Origin of the sequence: Candidatus Nitrotoga sp. M5 (genome assembly GCF_927904885.1) — a bacterium.
Taxonomy (GTDB): Bacteria; Pseudomonadota; Gammaproteobacteria; order Burkholderiales; family Gallionellaceae; genus Nitrotoga.
The window spans coordinates 142,268-158,942 of record NZ_CAKMNW010000023.1; the positions used below are offsets into that span (position 1 = coordinate 142,268).

Sequence of the window (16,675 nt, forward strand, 5' to 3'; positions counted from 1 at the left end):
GTTATCTCGCTATGCAAAGGATAGGGGCCGACAAATCGGACACGATCAACTTTTGAGTGGCGATCACCACTTTCACTTCAGTATGATTTTTGGTGACGGTTAGTGTGGAAGGCTTGAACCAGATTGCACGACCTGTTACTTTCTTAAGGTGTTTATTACGACGGGCTTGTTTGGTTTGGGCTAGGCCAGAAAAAATAATTGCAATAGAGGCAACTGCTGATTTGATGGCAACATAGGCTGTCCGCTGGGGATGTGTTCGCATTTAACTCTCCTGAATCAGAAACCACAAATATTAAAAATATTGGCTAGCTAGCATGAGTTTTATTTAGTCGTATTGTCTTATATATTATTGATAATATTAATAATATGGCTAAATGCGCTTCGAAATTCTGCTCCTAGATGGCTGGATGAATGTCGCTAAGCAGTCGATCGGTAGGCTAGCAGGCCTACCTCTGCAAGAGCTCAACTATTCTTCTTAGAAGACCAAAATATAAGAATGAATCTTATTAAGATCTAATTTCTATGTAAGAAAAATAATAGTAATACGAATAAGAATAATTATCAATAAATAGTTTGTAATTCTGCAAGCATGTCAGCAGCAATGAGCTGTGGATATTCTAAGTGTCAAGTTCAACCTGTTGAAATGATGTCGATCAAATCTGTCTTTTTGAGTAACTCATGCCGAATTAATAGGATAAGTAGCTAGCTTCGCTTTATTGAAAACTTGCATGTGGCCTCAGAACGGTCAGTCAATATCATAATAGACAAGCCAAGGTTGTCGAGCGGTCGAAACAAAGACCGCACTAGCTGAATCGATTCTGTCATGGCGTGCCTTGTTAAATATCAATTTGCAGTGACATCAATGCCGACCGTCTTGGCGAAGGCATCCGACCCTGGCTAAAGTCGACTCCGCGGAAGTAGTAATTTTTATCGAATAGATTATTGATTCCAAAGCTTGTTGTGAGTTTTTTGCCTTGTAAACGAGTTTGATAAGTTACCTTCGCATTAAAAACCGCAAATGCAGGAATCGGGCCGATGGATCCAGTGGCATTTTCATCTACAGAATTCGCCCCATCGCTAAATGAATTACTTTGGTACTGGCCATTGACATTCCAATTCCATTTGCCGCTGCGATAGTTGACCCGCTGACTTAACTGATGATGAGCTGCAAGTGGTAATTCATTGCCAATAAATTCACCTGATAGTTGTTTGGTATCGACATAGGTATATGCCGTTACAAGCTCTAGCCCCTTGACTTGTTCTGGTCGCCATCCAAACTCGGTTTCCACGCCCTGGTGGCGAGCTTTGCCAAGATTCTGGAAGCCAACGAGTTGATTTACAAATTGAAGTTTATTGTCAAAATCTAAGCGAAATCCTGTAAGGGTAGTATCAATATTTTTAGTGGGTGCCCAGCGAATTCCGGCTTCGTAATTTTTTGCTTTCTCTGACGCCAAGTCAGCGGCAAGTGTAATTTGTGTGAACTGCACAGGGCGCATCGACTTGTGAGTATTTGCAAACAGAAATACCTCATTAGTTGCCTGGTATCCAATATCTAAGCCAGGCAACCAATCTGAGGTTGGGTTATTGGTTTGTGCGCCACTCAAATTGTTACGGTAATCAAGTTCGATACGCTCATGACGAATACCCGGCGTTATTTTCAATTTATTATCTAGCAACGTGAAAGTATCACTCATGTAAAAAGCATAAGCGTTATTTTCGAAGCGCCAGTCGCGAGCAACAGAGTAAGCGACTGTCATGAGATCTCGTGAATCAACGAGATAGTCCACTTCCTCACGCATATAGCGCGCACCAAGTGAAATTTTTTGTTTGACTATGCCGTCGATATTAAAAGTGAGTCGAGGTTCGCTGCCGTACACTAAAAATTCCCGAGGCGCTGACATCTCCCGTGTTGACTCGATGTCTGCGTCGGTGGAGTTACCAAATTTAAATTCGCGGTTACTGCGATGCCCGAAGTTGGTCCAGCTAAATTCTGCACCATTATCGAAGAAATAGTTATACGTCAAATTTCCGCGTAAGGTATCACCGTTGAAACTGTCTAGCGGCCGAGTAGACTGGTTGCGGTCTTGATCATAGGATTTCGGTGTTAGTGCGCCAGGCAGTTCATTGTGGGTGCTGTAATACTGAATGCCCATTTTTACTTCAGAATTGTCAGTAACAAGCCAATGGCTGTCCAACATCAGGTTGTTCACCTCCGATTTGGAATGTGCACGTGCGGCATTACCGCCGATTACGTTGGCCTGTAGTTGTAAGCCTAGCCTGTCGTTAACGAAGCCACCAACACGAAAATATGTATCGGACAGTACGTTGCCACCGGCAAAAAAAGACACCGTTTCCTTGAGCGTCATGGATGTTTCGTGAGGAATTCGTTTTGTTACAAAGTTGATTACGCCACCAACATTATTCGGGCCATAATGCACGGCCACCCCTCCTCTTGCTACGTCAATCGATTCAACCGAATTCATGGTTAGCGGAAACAATGACAATCCGGTTTGTCCATAAGGTGCGAGAGTAATCGGAATTCCATCAACCAAAATCAATGCTTGTTCGCTTCGCAATGGATTTAATCCGCGTATTCCGATGTTGGGTAGAAACCCAACTCCGCTTTCGTCCAGAACTCGCACACCTGGCACAGTACGCAATACATCTTCCACAGTGCGCGCACCTGATTCATTGATTTCTTGACTGGTAATGACGGTCCGCGCTCCAGGATGTTTCTTCGCCGATTTCGGTGTCGGAGGACCGAGCCAATCTGCGCTAACCGTTACTGCCTCCAAGGTTTTGCTGGGCTCTTCTTGCTGAGCTTGGCTTAGACAGGAATAGAAAATCGCGTTAGATATAACTGCTAATTTGATGGTGGCATGAGCTGCCCAACGGGGGTTTACCTGCATTTAATTCTCCTGGCTCAGAAACTAAAATATTAAAAATTTAGCTGGCTTTTCACCCCGTTGAATGGGGTTCGGTGGCTGGCTAGTATGTTTTTTATTTAGACATAAAGTTTTAATGTCATTGATAATATAGCTAAATATGATTAGAAATCATGCTTGGCAATGGCTTGAAGAATGTCGGCAAGTAGTCGATCGGTTGGCTCGAAAGCCTACTCCCCACAAGAGATTAACGATTTTGATTAGATGATCCAGAATATAAGAATGAATCTAACTATTGCTTTCATGTTATTAACGGTAATAGTAATGCTATTAAGAACTATTATCAATACTAACCTTATGATTTAGTAAACTTGATATCTTTGAGTCATATTAATTTTTCTCTAGAGACTTAATTTCGAGGGAAGGAAACAACAACACAAAGTGTTATTCAGAAGCATTTACAGAGCAGGCGCTAAATAAGGTATATGCGCTAGAGATATGACGATACAGTTGGTTGTGAAAGTGCAGATTGCGGACTGATATACGGTAAAAATTGAATGAGAAAAGGCGGGTACGGTCGGCTTGTTGGCGATTCAAGTAATGACACCCTAAAGATTGGAGTTCTGAGCAGTAGCGGGCTGCGTTGTATGAAACGTATGCTTTGTCAGGTGAGCCATAGTAAATCTGGTGTTGTGAAACGGTTTATTTACTCATCACCTCACAAGGATGATGTATGATTTAATCATAGGGGCACCTCTAAAAATTCAATCTTCGTCACAATACTGCGTTCTCGAAAAAATTATCACTTACATATTAAATATATGTTGTGTTAAATTTTTTATCGTGCTTTGTCCGGCAGCGGGGTAAGCAGGCAAGCCGCGCAACGGCTGCTCGCAAAATTGAATTTTTAGCGGTGCCCTTATCCATGCTATGGATGGACGTTAATTCCAGACTGTCCAATTGCTGGAATTAGATTACGTTTTACATGATGATAGCAATGCCTGAAGGCTGGCTATTCAATCTATCTAAAGTAGCTATTACTGAAAATTCGGAGAGCTGTCGGAAATCTGATAACAAAACGGGATTTATAAAAGCATTCAAATGAATAAACATAATATTGCAATAAGTAAAAAATGGTTGGCTTTGGTACTGAGCGTATTTCTTACCGCCTGCTCCATGTTTTCTAAATCACCTGTTACATCAAGTCCTCAACCCGTTACACCCCCTCCCAAAATGATGCCAGTACCCGCAGCAGAATTGGCAACCCCGGTGTTTGTCGTAAGTAAATGGGAGATGCTGCCAGATTGGCAAACGCTTGATCTTGAACTCTCCCACACTGCTTTTCTGAAAAGCTGTCGTGCGCTGAAAAATAAACCTCACTGGCAGGAGGTCTGTCTTCAGGCCGAGCTACTGGGGGTCAATGACAATGCTACGCTTCATGCATTTTATGAAGAATGGTTTACCCCTTATCAGGTACTCAATCCGGATGGTAGTGAGCAGGGTGTGATTACCGGTTATTACGAGCCTTTGCTCAAGGGTAGTCGCTTTAAGACACCGCGTTTCCAATATCCGCTGTATGCCGCGCCGAATGATTTGCTCACGATCGATTTGGGCGAAGTGTATCCGCAACTTAAAGACCTGCATTTACGCGGCCGCTTGCAGGGCAAGCGCATCGTGCCCTACTACAACCGTGCAGAAATTGGAGCCGGAGCTGGGGCGACCATGGGAAACGAATTGTTCTGGGTGGAGAATAAAATTGAGCTTTTTTTCCTGCATATACAAGGATCAGGGCGTATTGAATTGCCTGATGGCAAGCAAGTGAAAGTCGGATATGCTGATAAGAATGGCCACCCTTACCTGTCCATCGGTAAGAAGCTGATTGAAACTGGTGAACTTAAACTCGAAGAAGCCTCCATGCAGGGCATCAAAGTATGGGCTGATAAAAATCCGGAAAAAGTTGATGCTTTACTGGAGCAGAATCCCAGCTACGTATTTTTGCGCGAGTTACCGGATAGTCTATCTGCTCCGTTGGGTGCACTGGGCGTGCCACTTACTAATGAATACAGCATTGCTGTAGATCGGCGCACCATCCCACTGGGTGCGCCAGTTTTTCTCGCGACGACTTATCCCAATGATAGCGCACCGCTCAACCGCTTGATGCTGGCACAAGACACTGGTGGTGCCATTAAAGGCGCGGTGCGCGCGGATTTTTTCTGGGGTTTTGGCGAATCGGCGGGTGCGCTGGCGGGTAAGATGAAACAACAGGGGCGTTTATGGGTGCTATTTCCGAAAGGCGGGGAGCCGATGTTAAATTGAGGATAAACTCAAGTTTAAGTACAGCGGCAAATACTGACTCATTACGTCTGCTTAAGATTCTTATTTCTTATGAATGTACGGCCGCGTAGCATGTTTGTCCGCAGCCCAATTCGGGAGTTTATTGCAGGCGATACAACATACTATTCGTTTTCCACTGGTTCATCCAACATCCGTTTCATCATCACTATATCCGCTTGTTTTCCGATCTTGCGATTGCCACTGCGGCTTGCATTTTCAGGCAATACTGCGATATTCACCGGTACGCCCGTTTCAGTTTTCAGCGTAAAGCACGGCACAATTTGCTGCCCGCCTGCCAGATGTACGGACCATTCACCGCCTTCAAAGGGCAAATTATGCTTGAGCAGGAACATCATTATGGCCTTTTCATCATCGGAATAAACCAACAGGTTAATGTCTGAGTGCTCACCTGCCGTGCCGTTCAACACGGAGCCGGTGAGGAAGGGGTGGAAAGGATCCATTAATTGCATGACGGCGAACGCCTGCTGGCGTAATTGGTGCAGGATAAGGGGATGGCTTTCACTTTGATACAGGGCACGGAAGCTACGCAACGCCATTTCAACTTCATCATTGCTGGGTAGGTGCTGAGTATCTTCTGCGCCCAATTGTTTAGCGGCCTTGCGTTTGGCAAACGCATAATCAGTAATGCCACCTTCGGCCATTAGGCGCGCGGCGTGATGTGCGAGCTGTTCGCGCATCAGGTCGCGCCGATGTAAACGCTTATTGTTTTTATTCAAATTGAAATATGTTATTGATGATTGATTCAATAAGTGACTCTTCCGGTGGCGGGGGAGGTTGCTCTGGTGGCAAATTTTCTTTGTAAAAATATTCGGTTAACTCACCTGTCTCGTCCAGTAGTCCATCTTTGTTAATGCGTGCAGCCACCATATTTTCTGGCATGATATAGGTGGATTCAGGTACGCCTTTAAGTATCTTTGTCATGTAATCTATCCAAATGGGTAAAGCCGCCCCGCTTCCACTTTCCCGCTTGCCCAGACTGCGTGGGCTGTCAAAACCGACCCAGGTAATCCCTACCACGGTGGGATGAAAACCGCTAAACCATGCATCCCTTGCCTCATTTGTAGTTCCGGTCTTGCCTGCTAAATCATGTCGACCCAATCGCATGGCGCGGATGGCAGTGCCGTGTTGCACCACATCTTGCATCATATTTACCATGGTGTAGGCATTGCGCACATCTAAAACCTGTGGGGCGGTTTTTCCGGCCACCACGGGTGCGGCTTGGTGTAGCACATTGCCTTTGCTGTCCTCAATACGTTGGATGAAATAGGGGGTGATGCGGAAACCGCCATTGGCAAAAACGGAGTAACCCGTGAGCATTTGCATAGTCGTAACTGAGCCGGCTCCTAATGCCATAGTGAGGTAAGGAGGGTGCTTAGCTGCATCGAAGCCAAACTTGGTGAGGTAGTCTTGTGCATATTGCGGTGTAATAGCTTGCAGGATGCGAATAGAGACCATGTTTTTGGATTTGATAAGCGCTTGCCTCATGCGCATAGGGCCTTCAAACAAGCCACCGTAATTTTTCGGTTGCCAAGCATCGGTGCCAGTTTCTTCTGCTTCAATCACCAAGGGGGCATCGTCAAAAATGGTGGCAGGGGTCAGGCCCTTTTCCAATGCAGCGGAATAAATGAACGGTTTTATGCTGGAGCCGGGTTGCCGCCAAGCCTGAGTTACATGGTTAAATTGGTTGCGATTGAAGTCAAAGCCGCCTACCAGAGCATAGATTGCGCCATCGTGTGGACTGGCAGACACGAAAGCAGCTTCTACTTCCGGTAGCTGGACAATTGACCAAATATTCTTTTCGTTCTTCTGCACACGGATTAGTGAACCGGTACGTAACCGTCGATTCAGTGCAGTATTTTCGCTCATATAACGTTGAACAAATTTCAACCTTGCCCCGTTGATTTTGGCAATTGTGCCCCCTTTGCTGTAGGCGCGGATGCCTTTGGAATTCACTTCAAGTACCACGGCGGGAATCATGTCGTCACTATCAGCAATATCTTGTAGCGCTTCTTCCATCTCCTCTTCGGTATCTCCTTTGCTTAGGTCGATATAGCCTTCCGGGCCGCGGTAACCATGGCGCTGGTCATAATCCAATACGCCTTTGCGCAGCGCTGCATAAGCTATTGCCTGGTCTTTTTTACGGATAGTTGTATAGACTTTGATACCTTGCGTATAAGCGTCATCCTGATAGCGTTCGAATACTTCTTGCCTAACCATTTCCGCCAGATATTCCGCTTTACCTGAAAATTCTTGATAGCTGTGTTTCACCATCAAGGGTTGTTGTAATGCCATATTTTGTTGCTGGATGGTAATGAAACCCAGCTCATGCATGCGACGCAGCACATACGTTTGGCGAAGTTTGGCACGCTTGGGGTTGACCACCGGGTTATAAATGGAAGGGGCCTTGGGTAAGCCGGCCAGCATAGCGAACTCAGCCACACTGAGTTGGTTAAGATTTTTGTCGAAATAGCTTTGTGCGGCAGCAGCGAAGCCGTAGGCACGTTGACCCAGATAGATATGATTAATATATCGTTGAAGGATTTCATCCTTACTCAGATTTTGTTCGATTTTGATGGCAAGCAACACTTCGTTAAATTTACGCGACAGTTTTTTCTCTTTAGTCAGAAAGAAATTGCGTGCCACTTGCATGGTGATAGTGCTGGCTCCCTGCCTAGCGCCACCTGCGGTGAAATTGAAATAAGCAGCGCGTAATACGCCCTTGTAGTCCACCCCGCCATGTTCATAAAACCGATCATCTTCTGCAGCGAGGATGGCTTTTTTCATCAAGTCAGGCACTTTGTCAATCTTGATCATCGCACGACGTTCCGCTCCGAATTCTCCGATCAGGAAGCCTTCTGCGCTGTATATGCGTAGCGGGATTTTTGGCCGATAGTCGGTCAATGCTTCAAGCGAGGGTAGCGTGGGATATACCAGCATTGCGGTTAGCATCAGCAACAACAGTGGTGTGATGATGAAGGCGAGGCCAGCTATGATCGGATAGAGCAACCAACGGGATGTCATGGGATACGGAATAGTATAAAAGGCATAGTTAGGATTATATCGACTTTTGGCACGTGAATAATCCAACAGCAGAACTCATGAGGTGCAGAGCTATAATAACTCTAGTTTTAACGTAACGCTATCTTCGCCCGTGATCTGGGCGGGATCAAATCATGGAGTATATGGAATAAACATTTCAAAAAACGCTGAATCAGGCCAAAGCACAAATCAATGTGCACGAAAAAGTTGAGATTGCCCGAGCCAATTACCTTGTTGTCATTAGCAGCTACATAAAATAAATGCTTCCGATACCTGATCTGAATCCTCACTCTTTTTACGCGACTTAAACAAGCGCGAATGACTACGCTGCCATTATTCCACCCCGCAGTGCAAGTTGCCAATCGCTTTAACACATTCATTGATTAACCCAGGACCGCGATAAATCAGCCCACTATAAGTCTGAATTAGTGCAGCACCAGCGTGTATTTTTTCCGCTGCATCATCTCCGCTAAGGATACCTCCTACGCCAATGATAGGCAGCGTTCCTTGTAATGCAATGGCAAGTTCGCGGATAACGGCAGTAGATTTGTCTCGCAATGGCGCGCCACTCAGTCCACCTGTCTCTGCATGCTGCGAAAGATGTTCGACGCCTGCACGCGTCAGTGTTGTATTGGTAGCGATCACGCCGTCGATGCGGTGGCGTTGTAACAGTGTCGCTATTTGGCGTATTTGTTCGCTATTAAGATCAGGGGCTATTTTTAACGCCAGGGGAACATATTTGCCGTGCGTGTCAGCCAACTTTTCTTGTTCGGTTTTAAGTTGCGTGAGCAGCGCATCCAGCTCATCATTTCCCTGAAGCTGGCGCAAATTTTTGGTGTTAGGCGACGAAATATTGATGGCGACATAGCTGGCATAGGTGTACACACGTCGTAAACCGGTCAGGTAATCGGTGGCGGCATGTTCAATTGGCGTGTCAAAATTTTTGCCAATATTGATGCCAAGAATGCCACGATAATCTGCGCGTTTTACGTTTTCAATGAGTGCATCCACGCCGTGGTTGTTGAACCCCATGCGGTTGATAATGCCCTGAGCTTCAGGCAAGCGGAACAATCGCGGTTTTGGGTTGCCTTCTTGGGGGCGGGGCGTGACAGTTCCGATCTCGATGAAACCAAAACCCAGTCTAGCTAACGCATTGATATGGTCGCCGTTCTTATCTAAACCTGCGGCCAGCCCGACTGGGTTAGGGAAGGTCAGTCCCATAACTTTATGTGGGTTGTCCTTCGGATGTTTGACAAACATCGGCAGCAGGCCGAGACGATAGGCGAGTTGCAGAGTTTCAAGTGTAATGAGGTGGGCGGTTTCCGCATTAAAGGAAAAAAGTAGCGGTCGAATCAGCGGATACATGTCACGGCCTGTGCGCTGGGAGCGCTTGCCACTTACCTTGTATAAGACCTTGCAGCGGACTGAAGTTGGCTTTGTATGCCATTTTGCCGCTCTCCTCTATCCAGTAGCCCAGATACAAATATTCCAGTTGCAACTTCCGGCAAAGTTCGATCTGCCACAGAACGTTGTAGGTGCCAAAGCTGGATTTCGCTATGTTTGGTTCATAAAATGTATAAACCGAGGATAGCCCATCGTCGAGAATGTCGATGATACTTACCATTCGTAGCACTCCATTTTCGCGAAACTCTATCAGTATGGAATCAACATGGCTTTGCAGCAAAAAATTGCGGTATTGGTCTCGACTGTCATCTTTCATGCCGCCATCAGGATGTCGCCCCATTTGATAACGCTGATACAAGGCGAAGTATTCTTCATCGTCTTTCAATGCATGCGACGAGGTTTCCAGATCGATGTGACGATGCCTGGAGCGGCGCTGTGTGCGGTTAGGTACGAAAGATGCTATTTCGACACGCACCGGAATGCAGGCTTGGCAGGCATCGCAGTGGGGCCTATAGGTAATAGTACCGCTCCGGCGGAAGCCGCGCCGGACCAGTTCCGAATACACAGCTGGGGGAATCAGAAAACTGGGCGTGGCAACCTGCGAGCGTGCTAGTCGATCCGGAAGGTAGCTACATGAATACGGAGCAGTAAGGTAAAGCTGCAGCGCCGACAGCGGAATGTCATGTAACAAGGTCATCGTCGAATTGCCATTTGAGCAGAGTGTTAGGACAGTGTATCAATTCTTTTAAGCGATGCATAAATTCTGCACGCGGAATCTCACGTGCACCTAGCGAGGCAAGATGCGGTGTGCTCATCTGGCAATCGATCATGCCATAATTCCAGCGTTGCAATTGTGCCGTGAGATGAGCGAGCGCAATCTTGGATGCATCTATAGCTTGGCTGAACATCGACTCTCCATAGAACATGTGCCCGATACTGATACCATACAGACCACCCGCCAGACTGCCGTTTATCCAGATCTCCACCGAATGCGCCACGCCCATCTGATGTAGCTTGGTATAAGCTGCAATAACGTCGTCATGTATCCATGTTCCCGCCTGCTTACGGCGCGGCGCGGCGCAGGCATACATTACTTGTTCAAAAGCGCTATCAGTACGAACTTCGTAGCGCTTATCGCGCAAGGTCTTGCGTAGCGATCTGGAAATCTTAAATTCCTCAGGAATCAGTACCATGCGTGGATTTGGGCTCCACCAGAGAATGGGTTCCCCGGCATTGAACCAAGGGAAGATGCCTTGCCGATAAGCATCCAGCAGACGGTGTGCAGACAAGTCACCCCCCATGGCCAGCAAGCCATTGGGGTTTTCTAGTGCCTGCTCCACAGGCGGAAAGGGTGTGCCAATATTCAAAACGTGATCATCTTCTGTAACGAGCCAGCTAAAGTAAAGGGCACCTCTAAAACCGTGTTTTGCGAGCATCCGTTATGTGGCTTTCCTGCTTACCTCGTTTTGTCACACATCGGCGTTACTCAAAAACAATATCGCTTACATATAAACTATAAGCTGTGTTCAAATTTTTACTCGCGTAGAAAATTGAATTTATAGAGACGCTCTGAAGTGATTTAAGCAAGCAAGCAAGCTGGCTGATACTAGCAATCAAGGTATATAAGGCTTTGTATTTAATTTGTGCGTCAGCCAAGTCTGGATATCACGCACTTCTTCGGGACATACCGAATGTTGCATGCTATATTGATGCCAATCAACCTGATAACCCCGTTTTTTTAATTCGTCAGCTGAGTCTATCCCTCGCGTATACGTCACTACCTGATCACTATTCCCGTGTGCCATGAAGATGGGGATATCGAGAGCAGCTGCACTGGCTTCACTCGACAAAGTTTCGACCTGAAGGAGATAGGAGGATAGTGAAAGAATGCCGCCTAGGCGCGACTTATGGCGCAAGCCGGTATGCAGCGCTATGGCTCCGCCTTGTGAGAAGCCCGCGAGAAAAATATTATCTGCAACAATGCCACGTTGCTTTTCCTGTGCAATAAGCGCTTCAATAGCAGCTTGCGAAGCGCGAATACCTTCAACATCTTGTTTGGCATTAACATTAAAAGCTGTAATGTCATACCATGCACGCATAACTAAGCCACCATTGATGGTAACTGGTTGTTTGGGGGCATGCGGAAACAGGTAGCGTATCGCTACCGGCAGGCTCATTTCTTCTGCAATGGAAACAAAGTCATCGCCGTCAGCACCTAAGCCATGCAGCCAGATGATACTGTGTTGGGGAGATTTCCCAGTTTCGAGCGTGATATGTGGTAGAACGTTATTCATGGTTTGATGTTACGCGTCTGAAATAGTGGATGAATCTATGTCGGGTACTTAAGAAGTTTGCTCCGGCAGAATTTCGCGTAGCATTTGAAAAATTTCACGATAGCTCTTCGGTGGTTTTCCCAGTTCTTTTTCCTTTATTGCATTTCGAACCAGCGCCCGCAGTCTTTGTGCATCAGCTTCTGGATGATCAGCGAGCAACTCGGTCATCGCCGTATCGTTTTCCAGTAGACGATCTCTCCACCGTTCCAGTTTATGCAGCCAAGCGATATGCTGGTTCGATTTCCCGCTCCATGCTTCCAGCTTTGCCACGATGGGGGCAGTTTCTACGTCGCGCATTAATCTACCGATATATTGCATTTGCCGTCGTTGTGCGCCAAATTTATTGATGCGCTTCATCTCGAAGACGGCATCAAATAAGTTTTCTGGCAAATCCATCTGTTTCAGTTTGTCGGTACTAAGTCCAACCAACCGCTCACCGATATCCTGCAGATCAAGCATCTGCTGTTTGATCTTGGTCTTGCTCGGCGGCAAATTTAAGTCTTCGGTATTGTCATTGTAGTAGTGCATAGGTGCGAAATTATAAATAGATGTTGTTATGATAACGCTTTCCCATAAATATCGTTTACCTTATGAATGACATTACACCACCCGAACATCGTTTTTCCCATTCCGCAGAGTCGCTGCGTAAGATTGCACGGGACATGCTTGAATATGCCAACCACCAAGGGGCAACTGCCTCTGCTGCGGAAGTGTCTGATGGTTTCGGACAAACCGTCACTGTACGTCAGGGAGAAGTCGAAACCATAGAGTACAACCGGGACAAAGGTCTTGGTATTACCGTTTACATTGATCAACGGCGCGGCAATGCCAGCACTTCAGATTTTTCGCCGCAGGCAGTGCGCGACACCGTGGACGCCGCTCTCTCCATTGCTCGTCACACCGCAACTGACGACTATGCCGGATTGCCTGAAAAAGAAATGCTGGCCACTGAGTTTCCCGATCTAGACCTCTACCATCCATGGTTGCTGGATGTGGAAAGTGCAATTGAGCTGGCCAAAACCTGTGAACAGGCTGCATTTGATGCCGATAAGCGGATCGACAATTCGGAAGGCGCTACGGTAAACGTGCATGAATCTCAGTTTGTGTATGCCAACAGCTTGGGCTTTATCAGTGGTTATCCTACCTCGCGCCATGGTATCAGCTGCGCCGTCATCGCTGGCAAAGATGACGGCATGCAGCGTGACTACTGGTATAGCGAAGCGCGTGCATTGAGTGATTTGCTGACAGCAGAAAAAGTCGGCCAAATCGCTACAGAACGCGCCGTACGACGGCTTAACGCTCGCAAGCTCGATACCATGCAAGTGCCCGTGCTGTTCGAGGCACCGATAGCCGCCAGTTTGCTCGGCCATTTTGTCGGAGCAGTGAGCGGCAGCAGCCTGTACCGAAAAGCCTCCTTTCTACTCGACCACTTAGGTAAGCAAGTATTTTCGCCCAATATCTGTATTGATGACATACCCGACATTCCACGCGGCCTGGCTAGTAGCGCGTTTGATCGCGAGGGCGTGAAAACGCAGCGCCGCACCATTGTTCAAGATGGCGTACTGCAAAGTTATTTTCTCGGCACTTATGCCGCACGCAAACTGAGCATGCAAACCACCGGAAATGCAGGCGGCAATCACAATCTCATCCTGCGTCCTGGTGAATTGGATTTTAATGGTCTGCTAAAGAAAATGGGCCGTGGACTGCTGGTCACCGAACTGCTTGGGCAGGGTGTAAATCACATCACTGGAGACTATTCGCGCGGTGCGGCGGGCTTCTGGGTGGAAAATGGAGAAATCCAATACCCGGTAGAAGAAATTACAATCGCCGGAAATTTGAAGGACATGTACACTCATATTGCGGCTGTGGGCAATGATGTACTGGTACAGGGGTCCAGGCAGTGTGGTTCCATTTTGGTTGAAAATATGATGGTGGCGGGGCAGTAAATTTATTTGATTTAATGTGGTGAATTGTCGATGCCAATTAAAGGTGATAAATAATACTCCGATGAGGATTCAATACGGTGAAAGATCTTCTTTAATCTGGCTTGTCGTCTTGGAGACCTGCGCGGCCAAGCTCACGAATATATGTGGCCCATTTGGTGAAACTTTATTTTCAGATGTCCGATGGTAGAGATTGGCCGCTTTTTGGAGGTTTACAACATAATGGTAAGCCGCTTAATGCAGAAGTTTGAAGTGGATCGAAAGAACATGCAGCTACGTTAGAACGGCCCCTAAGCTTGCTGTATGAAAAACATGGATATGATGTGTAAATTGCATCGTAGCAAAAGGCTGCTGAACCCGCTATTTCTGTTCACAATGGCTATTAGAAAAGGTTATGTCGCAATTAATTTGAACTTGTTTAAAAAATTTATTCAAGCATCTATAAATAACAGGGTTGGCTGTTCTTGTAGTTAATGAAAAACCCTGCACCATAGTAATTGTCAATACTCAACAGAAAACTACGACATAGCCCTTAAAAATTGTCAAAATGAGACGAATATTTGTTTAGTATGCCAACATGATGGCAAATGGCGAATCCTCCGACAATACAGTTTTTTGAGAGCTGGAAATCGGAACAAGGCCGACAATTCTATTGGCATAAGCGGGAAAGGAAATAATACATGAGTTTCTCCCAGCAGCCTGTTAGTGTGGAAACTCCATCAAAACCTCGTGATGAACGACTTAAAGTGGGACGGTTCATTATCCGCCGCTGGCTCGGCAGTGGCCTTCAAGGGAAAGTCTTTCTGGCTTTTGATCCGGTTTTGGAAAGGCAGGTGGCGATCAAGTGGTTGCATCCCACAGACAGTGACAAGCAATCAGAAAATCGTGGAATCTTTCCGAGCGAAGCACGTATTGTAGCCAAGTTGGAACATCCGAACATTGTGCCATTGTACGAGGCAGGTCTGTATCGGGACTTTCCATATCTCGTTTTTGCCTATGTCGAAGGAATGACTCTTCGCGAGAAGCGAGAGCAGTGCGGCGCCATGCCGGTAAAGGAAGCTTTACCCATGTTCGGAGCAATACTCTCGGGCGTTGCTTGTGCCCATGCGCAGGGTATCCTGCATTTAGATCTATCACCAAGCAACATCATGATTGATTCAGCTGGCGTACCCCGTATCATGGATTTCGGGCTTGCAAAATTCATGGGCGTGGATGCCGCGACCGACAGTAGCGACGAGCTAAGAGGATCGCCTCTTTACATGTCTCCAGAACATTTCAGCAATCATCCGTTAACTACTCGCTCAGACGTCTTCGTGCTGGGCTTAATCCTTTTTGAAATGGTAAGCGGTAAATCACCAGTGCCAACGGAAAACTTACAAACAATCATCGATACAATAGCAAATAGCGAACTGGATTTGGGAGGCATGGACCGACTGGGCTTAAATCCAGGGCTACAATTAGTGATTCGGCGTGCATTGAGTCACGATGCCAACAAGCGATTTGTTGACGCTACTGAAATGAAACTAGCGATTGATGAATTGCTCGAGCCAGCTGACCAGGATGTTGATCACAGCACTGTCCTGTTTCTGTTTAAACGCTTGGAACGCAAGACAGCCTTCCCCGCTCTCTCGAACAATTTGGTGGAAATTAACCGTTTGACCGATGAGAACAACCACGCAAATGTCGACAAGCTGGTCAACATAGTGCTCAGAGATTACTCCATCACCAACAAGCTTCTGCAACTTGCGAATTCGTCTTTTTACGGGCGTGCGAGTAGTGGCGTCAAGACGATATCGGATGCGATCCACCTGCTTGGCCTGAACGTCATCCGTACGACTTGCAACGGTCTTATGTATTTTGATGCATTAAAAGGTGGAGATCAAAACCTCAAAGACGCGTTAATCTGTTCTTTTGTTAGCGCATTTATTGGTCGCCATTTCGCCGTCCGTCTCGGATATCAAGATTTGGCCGAGGAGGCTTTCATCTGTGGAATGTTCCACCGACTTGGCAAGAGCCTCACCATTTTTTATTTTCAAGAGGAATTTAATGAAATAGAGCGGTTAATCCAAGAGTATGGTTTGAGCGACGAAACGGCTTCAGCTGGGATTCTCGGGATCAGTTACAGCCATTTAGGCATGGCAGTTGCTGAACGTTGGAAATTTCCCGAAGCTATACGGGGAAGCATCCAATGCCTTAATGTCGGAAAGTTACCGAAGCCCACGAAAACTGCTGAGCTTCAGCAGCAAATTGCAGCTTTTGCCAATGAACTATGCGAGCTTGCAGCAAATACTTCTGCTGAACAGGGATGTCTACGGCTGGAGGAATTTTCCGATCGTTTTGCGGAACTCGTATTGTTGTCACCAGCAGAGCTAATTCAGTTGCTGGAAGTGGCATTTATAAAACTGAAAGAATTTTCTCCGATTTTAGGCTTTGATTTCTCAAGCAGCTTATTTGTAAGCAGTGTCGATAATTTCCTTACCAAGATGGTGGTGAAATCATTAGAAGAATCGGAACAAAGTTGAAGTCGTTTTGAAGTCTACTCTATAGAAGCCAGAATATAGCCGAACGACACAAAGCGCGGATGAACAGTTACGTACCGACGTGCCAATGATACAGAGAGGGGCATGTTCTGACCTGACCTTGCCTGGATGGTGCTTAGAGGTATTAGTGCGGCAATTGATGACTTGCGTGTGGCCATGATTCGGTAAAAAACATA

12 protein-coding genes are annotated in these 16,675 nt (G+C 46.5%); 3 read left to right on the plus strand and 9 right to left on the minus strand.

The features are described from left to right. Nucleotide 1: 1 nt before the first annotated feature. Both MJ770_RS07115 and MJ770_RS07120 read right to left on the minus strand, forming a co-directional pair. Complete coding sequence (locus tag MJ770_RS07115; RefSeq protein ID WP_239250916.1) at nucleotides 2-262, minus strand: hypothetical protein; 261 nt, start codon at nucleotides 260-262, stop codon at nucleotides 2-4. A gap of 574 nt (nucleotides 263-836) precedes the next feature. Next, nucleotides 837-2,909, minus strand: a complete 2,073-nt coding sequence (locus tag MJ770_RS07120; RefSeq protein WP_239250917.1) for a TonB-dependent receptor family protein — start codon at nucleotides 2,907-2,909, stop codon at nucleotides 837-839. Between the two features lie 1,077 nt (nucleotides 2,910-3,986). Between MJ770_RS07120 and mltA the strand changes: the two genes are divergently transcribed. Next, nucleotides 3,987-5,201, plus strand: coding sequence for a murein transglycosylase A (gene mltA / locus MJ770_RS07125; RefSeq protein ID WP_239250918.1), 1,215 nt, complete (start codon nucleotides 3,987-3,989; stop codon nucleotides 5,199-5,201). Nucleotides 5,202-5,341: 140 nt separating this feature from the next. On the opposite strand, the gene MJ770_RS07130 is transcribed toward mltA, so the two are convergent. The 7 genes from MJ770_RS07130 to yjgA all read right to left on the minus strand — a co-directional run bounded on the left by MJ770_RS07130 (nucleotide 5,342) and on the right by yjgA (nucleotide 12,544). Further along, nucleotides 5,342-5,917 carry a nucleotidyltransferase domain-containing protein gene (locus MJ770_RS07130; RefSeq protein WP_239250919.1) on the minus strand — a complete coding sequence of 192 codons (576 nt, stop codon included), beginning with the start codon at nucleotides 5,915-5,917 and terminating at the stop codon, nucleotides 5,342-5,344. Between the two features lie 31 nt (nucleotides 5,918-5,948). Further along, nucleotides 5,949-8,261: a penicillin-binding protein 1A gene (locus tag MJ770_RS07135; RefSeq protein ID WP_239250920.1), complete on the minus strand. Its 2,313-nt coding sequence runs from the start codon at nucleotides 8,259-8,261 to the stop codon at nucleotides 5,949-5,951. A 351-nt stretch (nucleotides 8,262-8,612) separates the two neighbouring features. Beyond that, complete coding sequence (locus tag MJ770_RS07140) at nucleotides 8,613-9,644, minus strand: quinone-dependent dihydroorotate dehydrogenase (RefSeq protein ID WP_239250921.1); 1,032 nt, start codon at nucleotides 9,642-9,644, stop codon at nucleotides 8,613-8,615. 1 nt (nucleotide 9,645) lies between these two features. Then, nucleotides 9,646-10,380: an arginyltransferase gene (locus tag MJ770_RS07145; protein WP_239250922.1), complete on the minus strand. Its 735-nt coding sequence runs from the start codon at nucleotides 10,378-10,380 to the stop codon at nucleotides 9,646-9,648. Further along, complete coding sequence (gene aat, locus MJ770_RS07150) at nucleotides 10,364-11,119, minus strand: leucyl/phenylalanyl-tRNA--protein transferase (protein ID WP_239250923.1); 756 nt, start codon at nucleotides 11,117-11,119, stop codon at nucleotides 10,364-10,366. The genes MJ770_RS07145 and aat overlap by 17 nt, the downstream gene beginning before the upstream one ends. 177 nt (nucleotides 11,120-11,296) lie before the next feature. Then, nucleotides 11,297-11,977 carry an alpha/beta hydrolase gene (locus MJ770_RS07155; RefSeq protein ID WP_239250924.1) on the minus strand — a complete coding sequence of 227 codons (681 nt, stop codon included), beginning with the start codon at nucleotides 11,975-11,977 and terminating at the stop codon, nucleotides 11,297-11,299. A 48-nt stretch (nucleotides 11,978-12,025) separates the two neighbouring features. After that, nucleotides 12,026-12,544 (minus strand): ribosome biogenesis factor YjgA, encoded by a 519-nt coding sequence (gene yjgA, locus MJ770_RS07160; RefSeq protein WP_239250925.1) that lies wholly within the window; start codon nucleotides 12,542-12,544, stop codon nucleotides 12,026-12,028. Between the two features lie 62 nt (nucleotides 12,545-12,606). Between yjgA and pmbA the strand changes: the two genes are divergently transcribed. Then, nucleotides 12,607-13,962 (plus strand): metalloprotease PmbA, encoded by a 1,356-nt coding sequence (gene pmbA, locus MJ770_RS07165; RefSeq protein WP_239250926.1) that lies wholly within the window; start codon nucleotides 12,607-12,609, stop codon nucleotides 13,960-13,962. A 677-nt stretch (nucleotides 13,963-14,639) separates the two neighbouring features. Further along, nucleotides 14,640-16,481 (plus strand): serine/threonine protein kinase, encoded by a 1,842-nt coding sequence (locus tag MJ770_RS07170; protein ID WP_239250927.1) that lies wholly within the window; start codon nucleotides 14,640-14,642, stop codon nucleotides 16,479-16,481. Nucleotides 16,482-16,675: the final 194 nt, after the last annotated feature.

Bases quoted from the DNA above. Each gene is read 5' to 3' on its own strand.
- MJ770_RS07115 (WP_239250916.1), bottom strand. From the start codon at position 262: ATGCGAACACATCCCCAGCGGACAGCCTATGTTGCCATCAAATCAGCA.
- MJ770_RS07120 (WP_239250917.1), bottom strand. From the start codon at position 2,909: ATGCAGGTAAACCCCCGTTGGGCAGCTCATGCCACCATCAAATTAGCA.
- mltA (WP_239250918.1), top strand. From the start codon at position 3,987: ATGAATAAACATAATATTGCAATAAGTAAAAAATGGTTGGCTTTGGTA.
- MJ770_RS07130 (WP_239250919.1), bottom strand. From the start codon at position 5,917: ATGCGCGAACAGCTCGCACATCACGCCGCGCGCCTAATGGCCGAAGGT.
- MJ770_RS07135 (WP_239250920.1), bottom strand. From the start codon at position 8,261: ATGACATCCCGTTGGTTGCTCTATCCGATCATAGCTGGCCTCGCCTTC.
- MJ770_RS07140 (WP_239250921.1), bottom strand. From the start codon at position 9,644: ATGTATCCGCTGATTCGACCGCTACTTTTTTCCTTTAATGCGGAAACC.
- MJ770_RS07145 (WP_239250922.1), bottom strand. From the start codon at position 10,380: ATGACCTTGTTACATGACATTCCGCTGTCGGCGCTGCAGCTTTACCTT.
- aat (WP_239250923.1), bottom strand. From the start codon at position 11,119: ATGCTCGCAAAACACGGTTTTAGAGGTGCCCTTTACTTTAGCTGGCTC.
- MJ770_RS07155 (WP_239250924.1), bottom strand. From the start codon at position 11,977: ATGAATAACGTTCTACCACATATCACGCTCGAAACTGGGAAATCTCCC.
- yjgA (WP_239250925.1), bottom strand. From the start codon at position 12,544: ATGCACTACTACAATGACAATACCGAAGACTTAAATTTGCCGCCGAGC.
- pmbA (WP_239250926.1), top strand. From the start codon at position 12,607: ATGAATGACATTACACCACCCGAACATCGTTTTTCCCATTCCGCAGAG.
- MJ770_RS07170 (WP_239250927.1), top strand. From the start codon at position 14,640: ATGAGTTTCTCCCAGCAGCCTGTTAGTGTGGAAACTCCATCAAAACCT.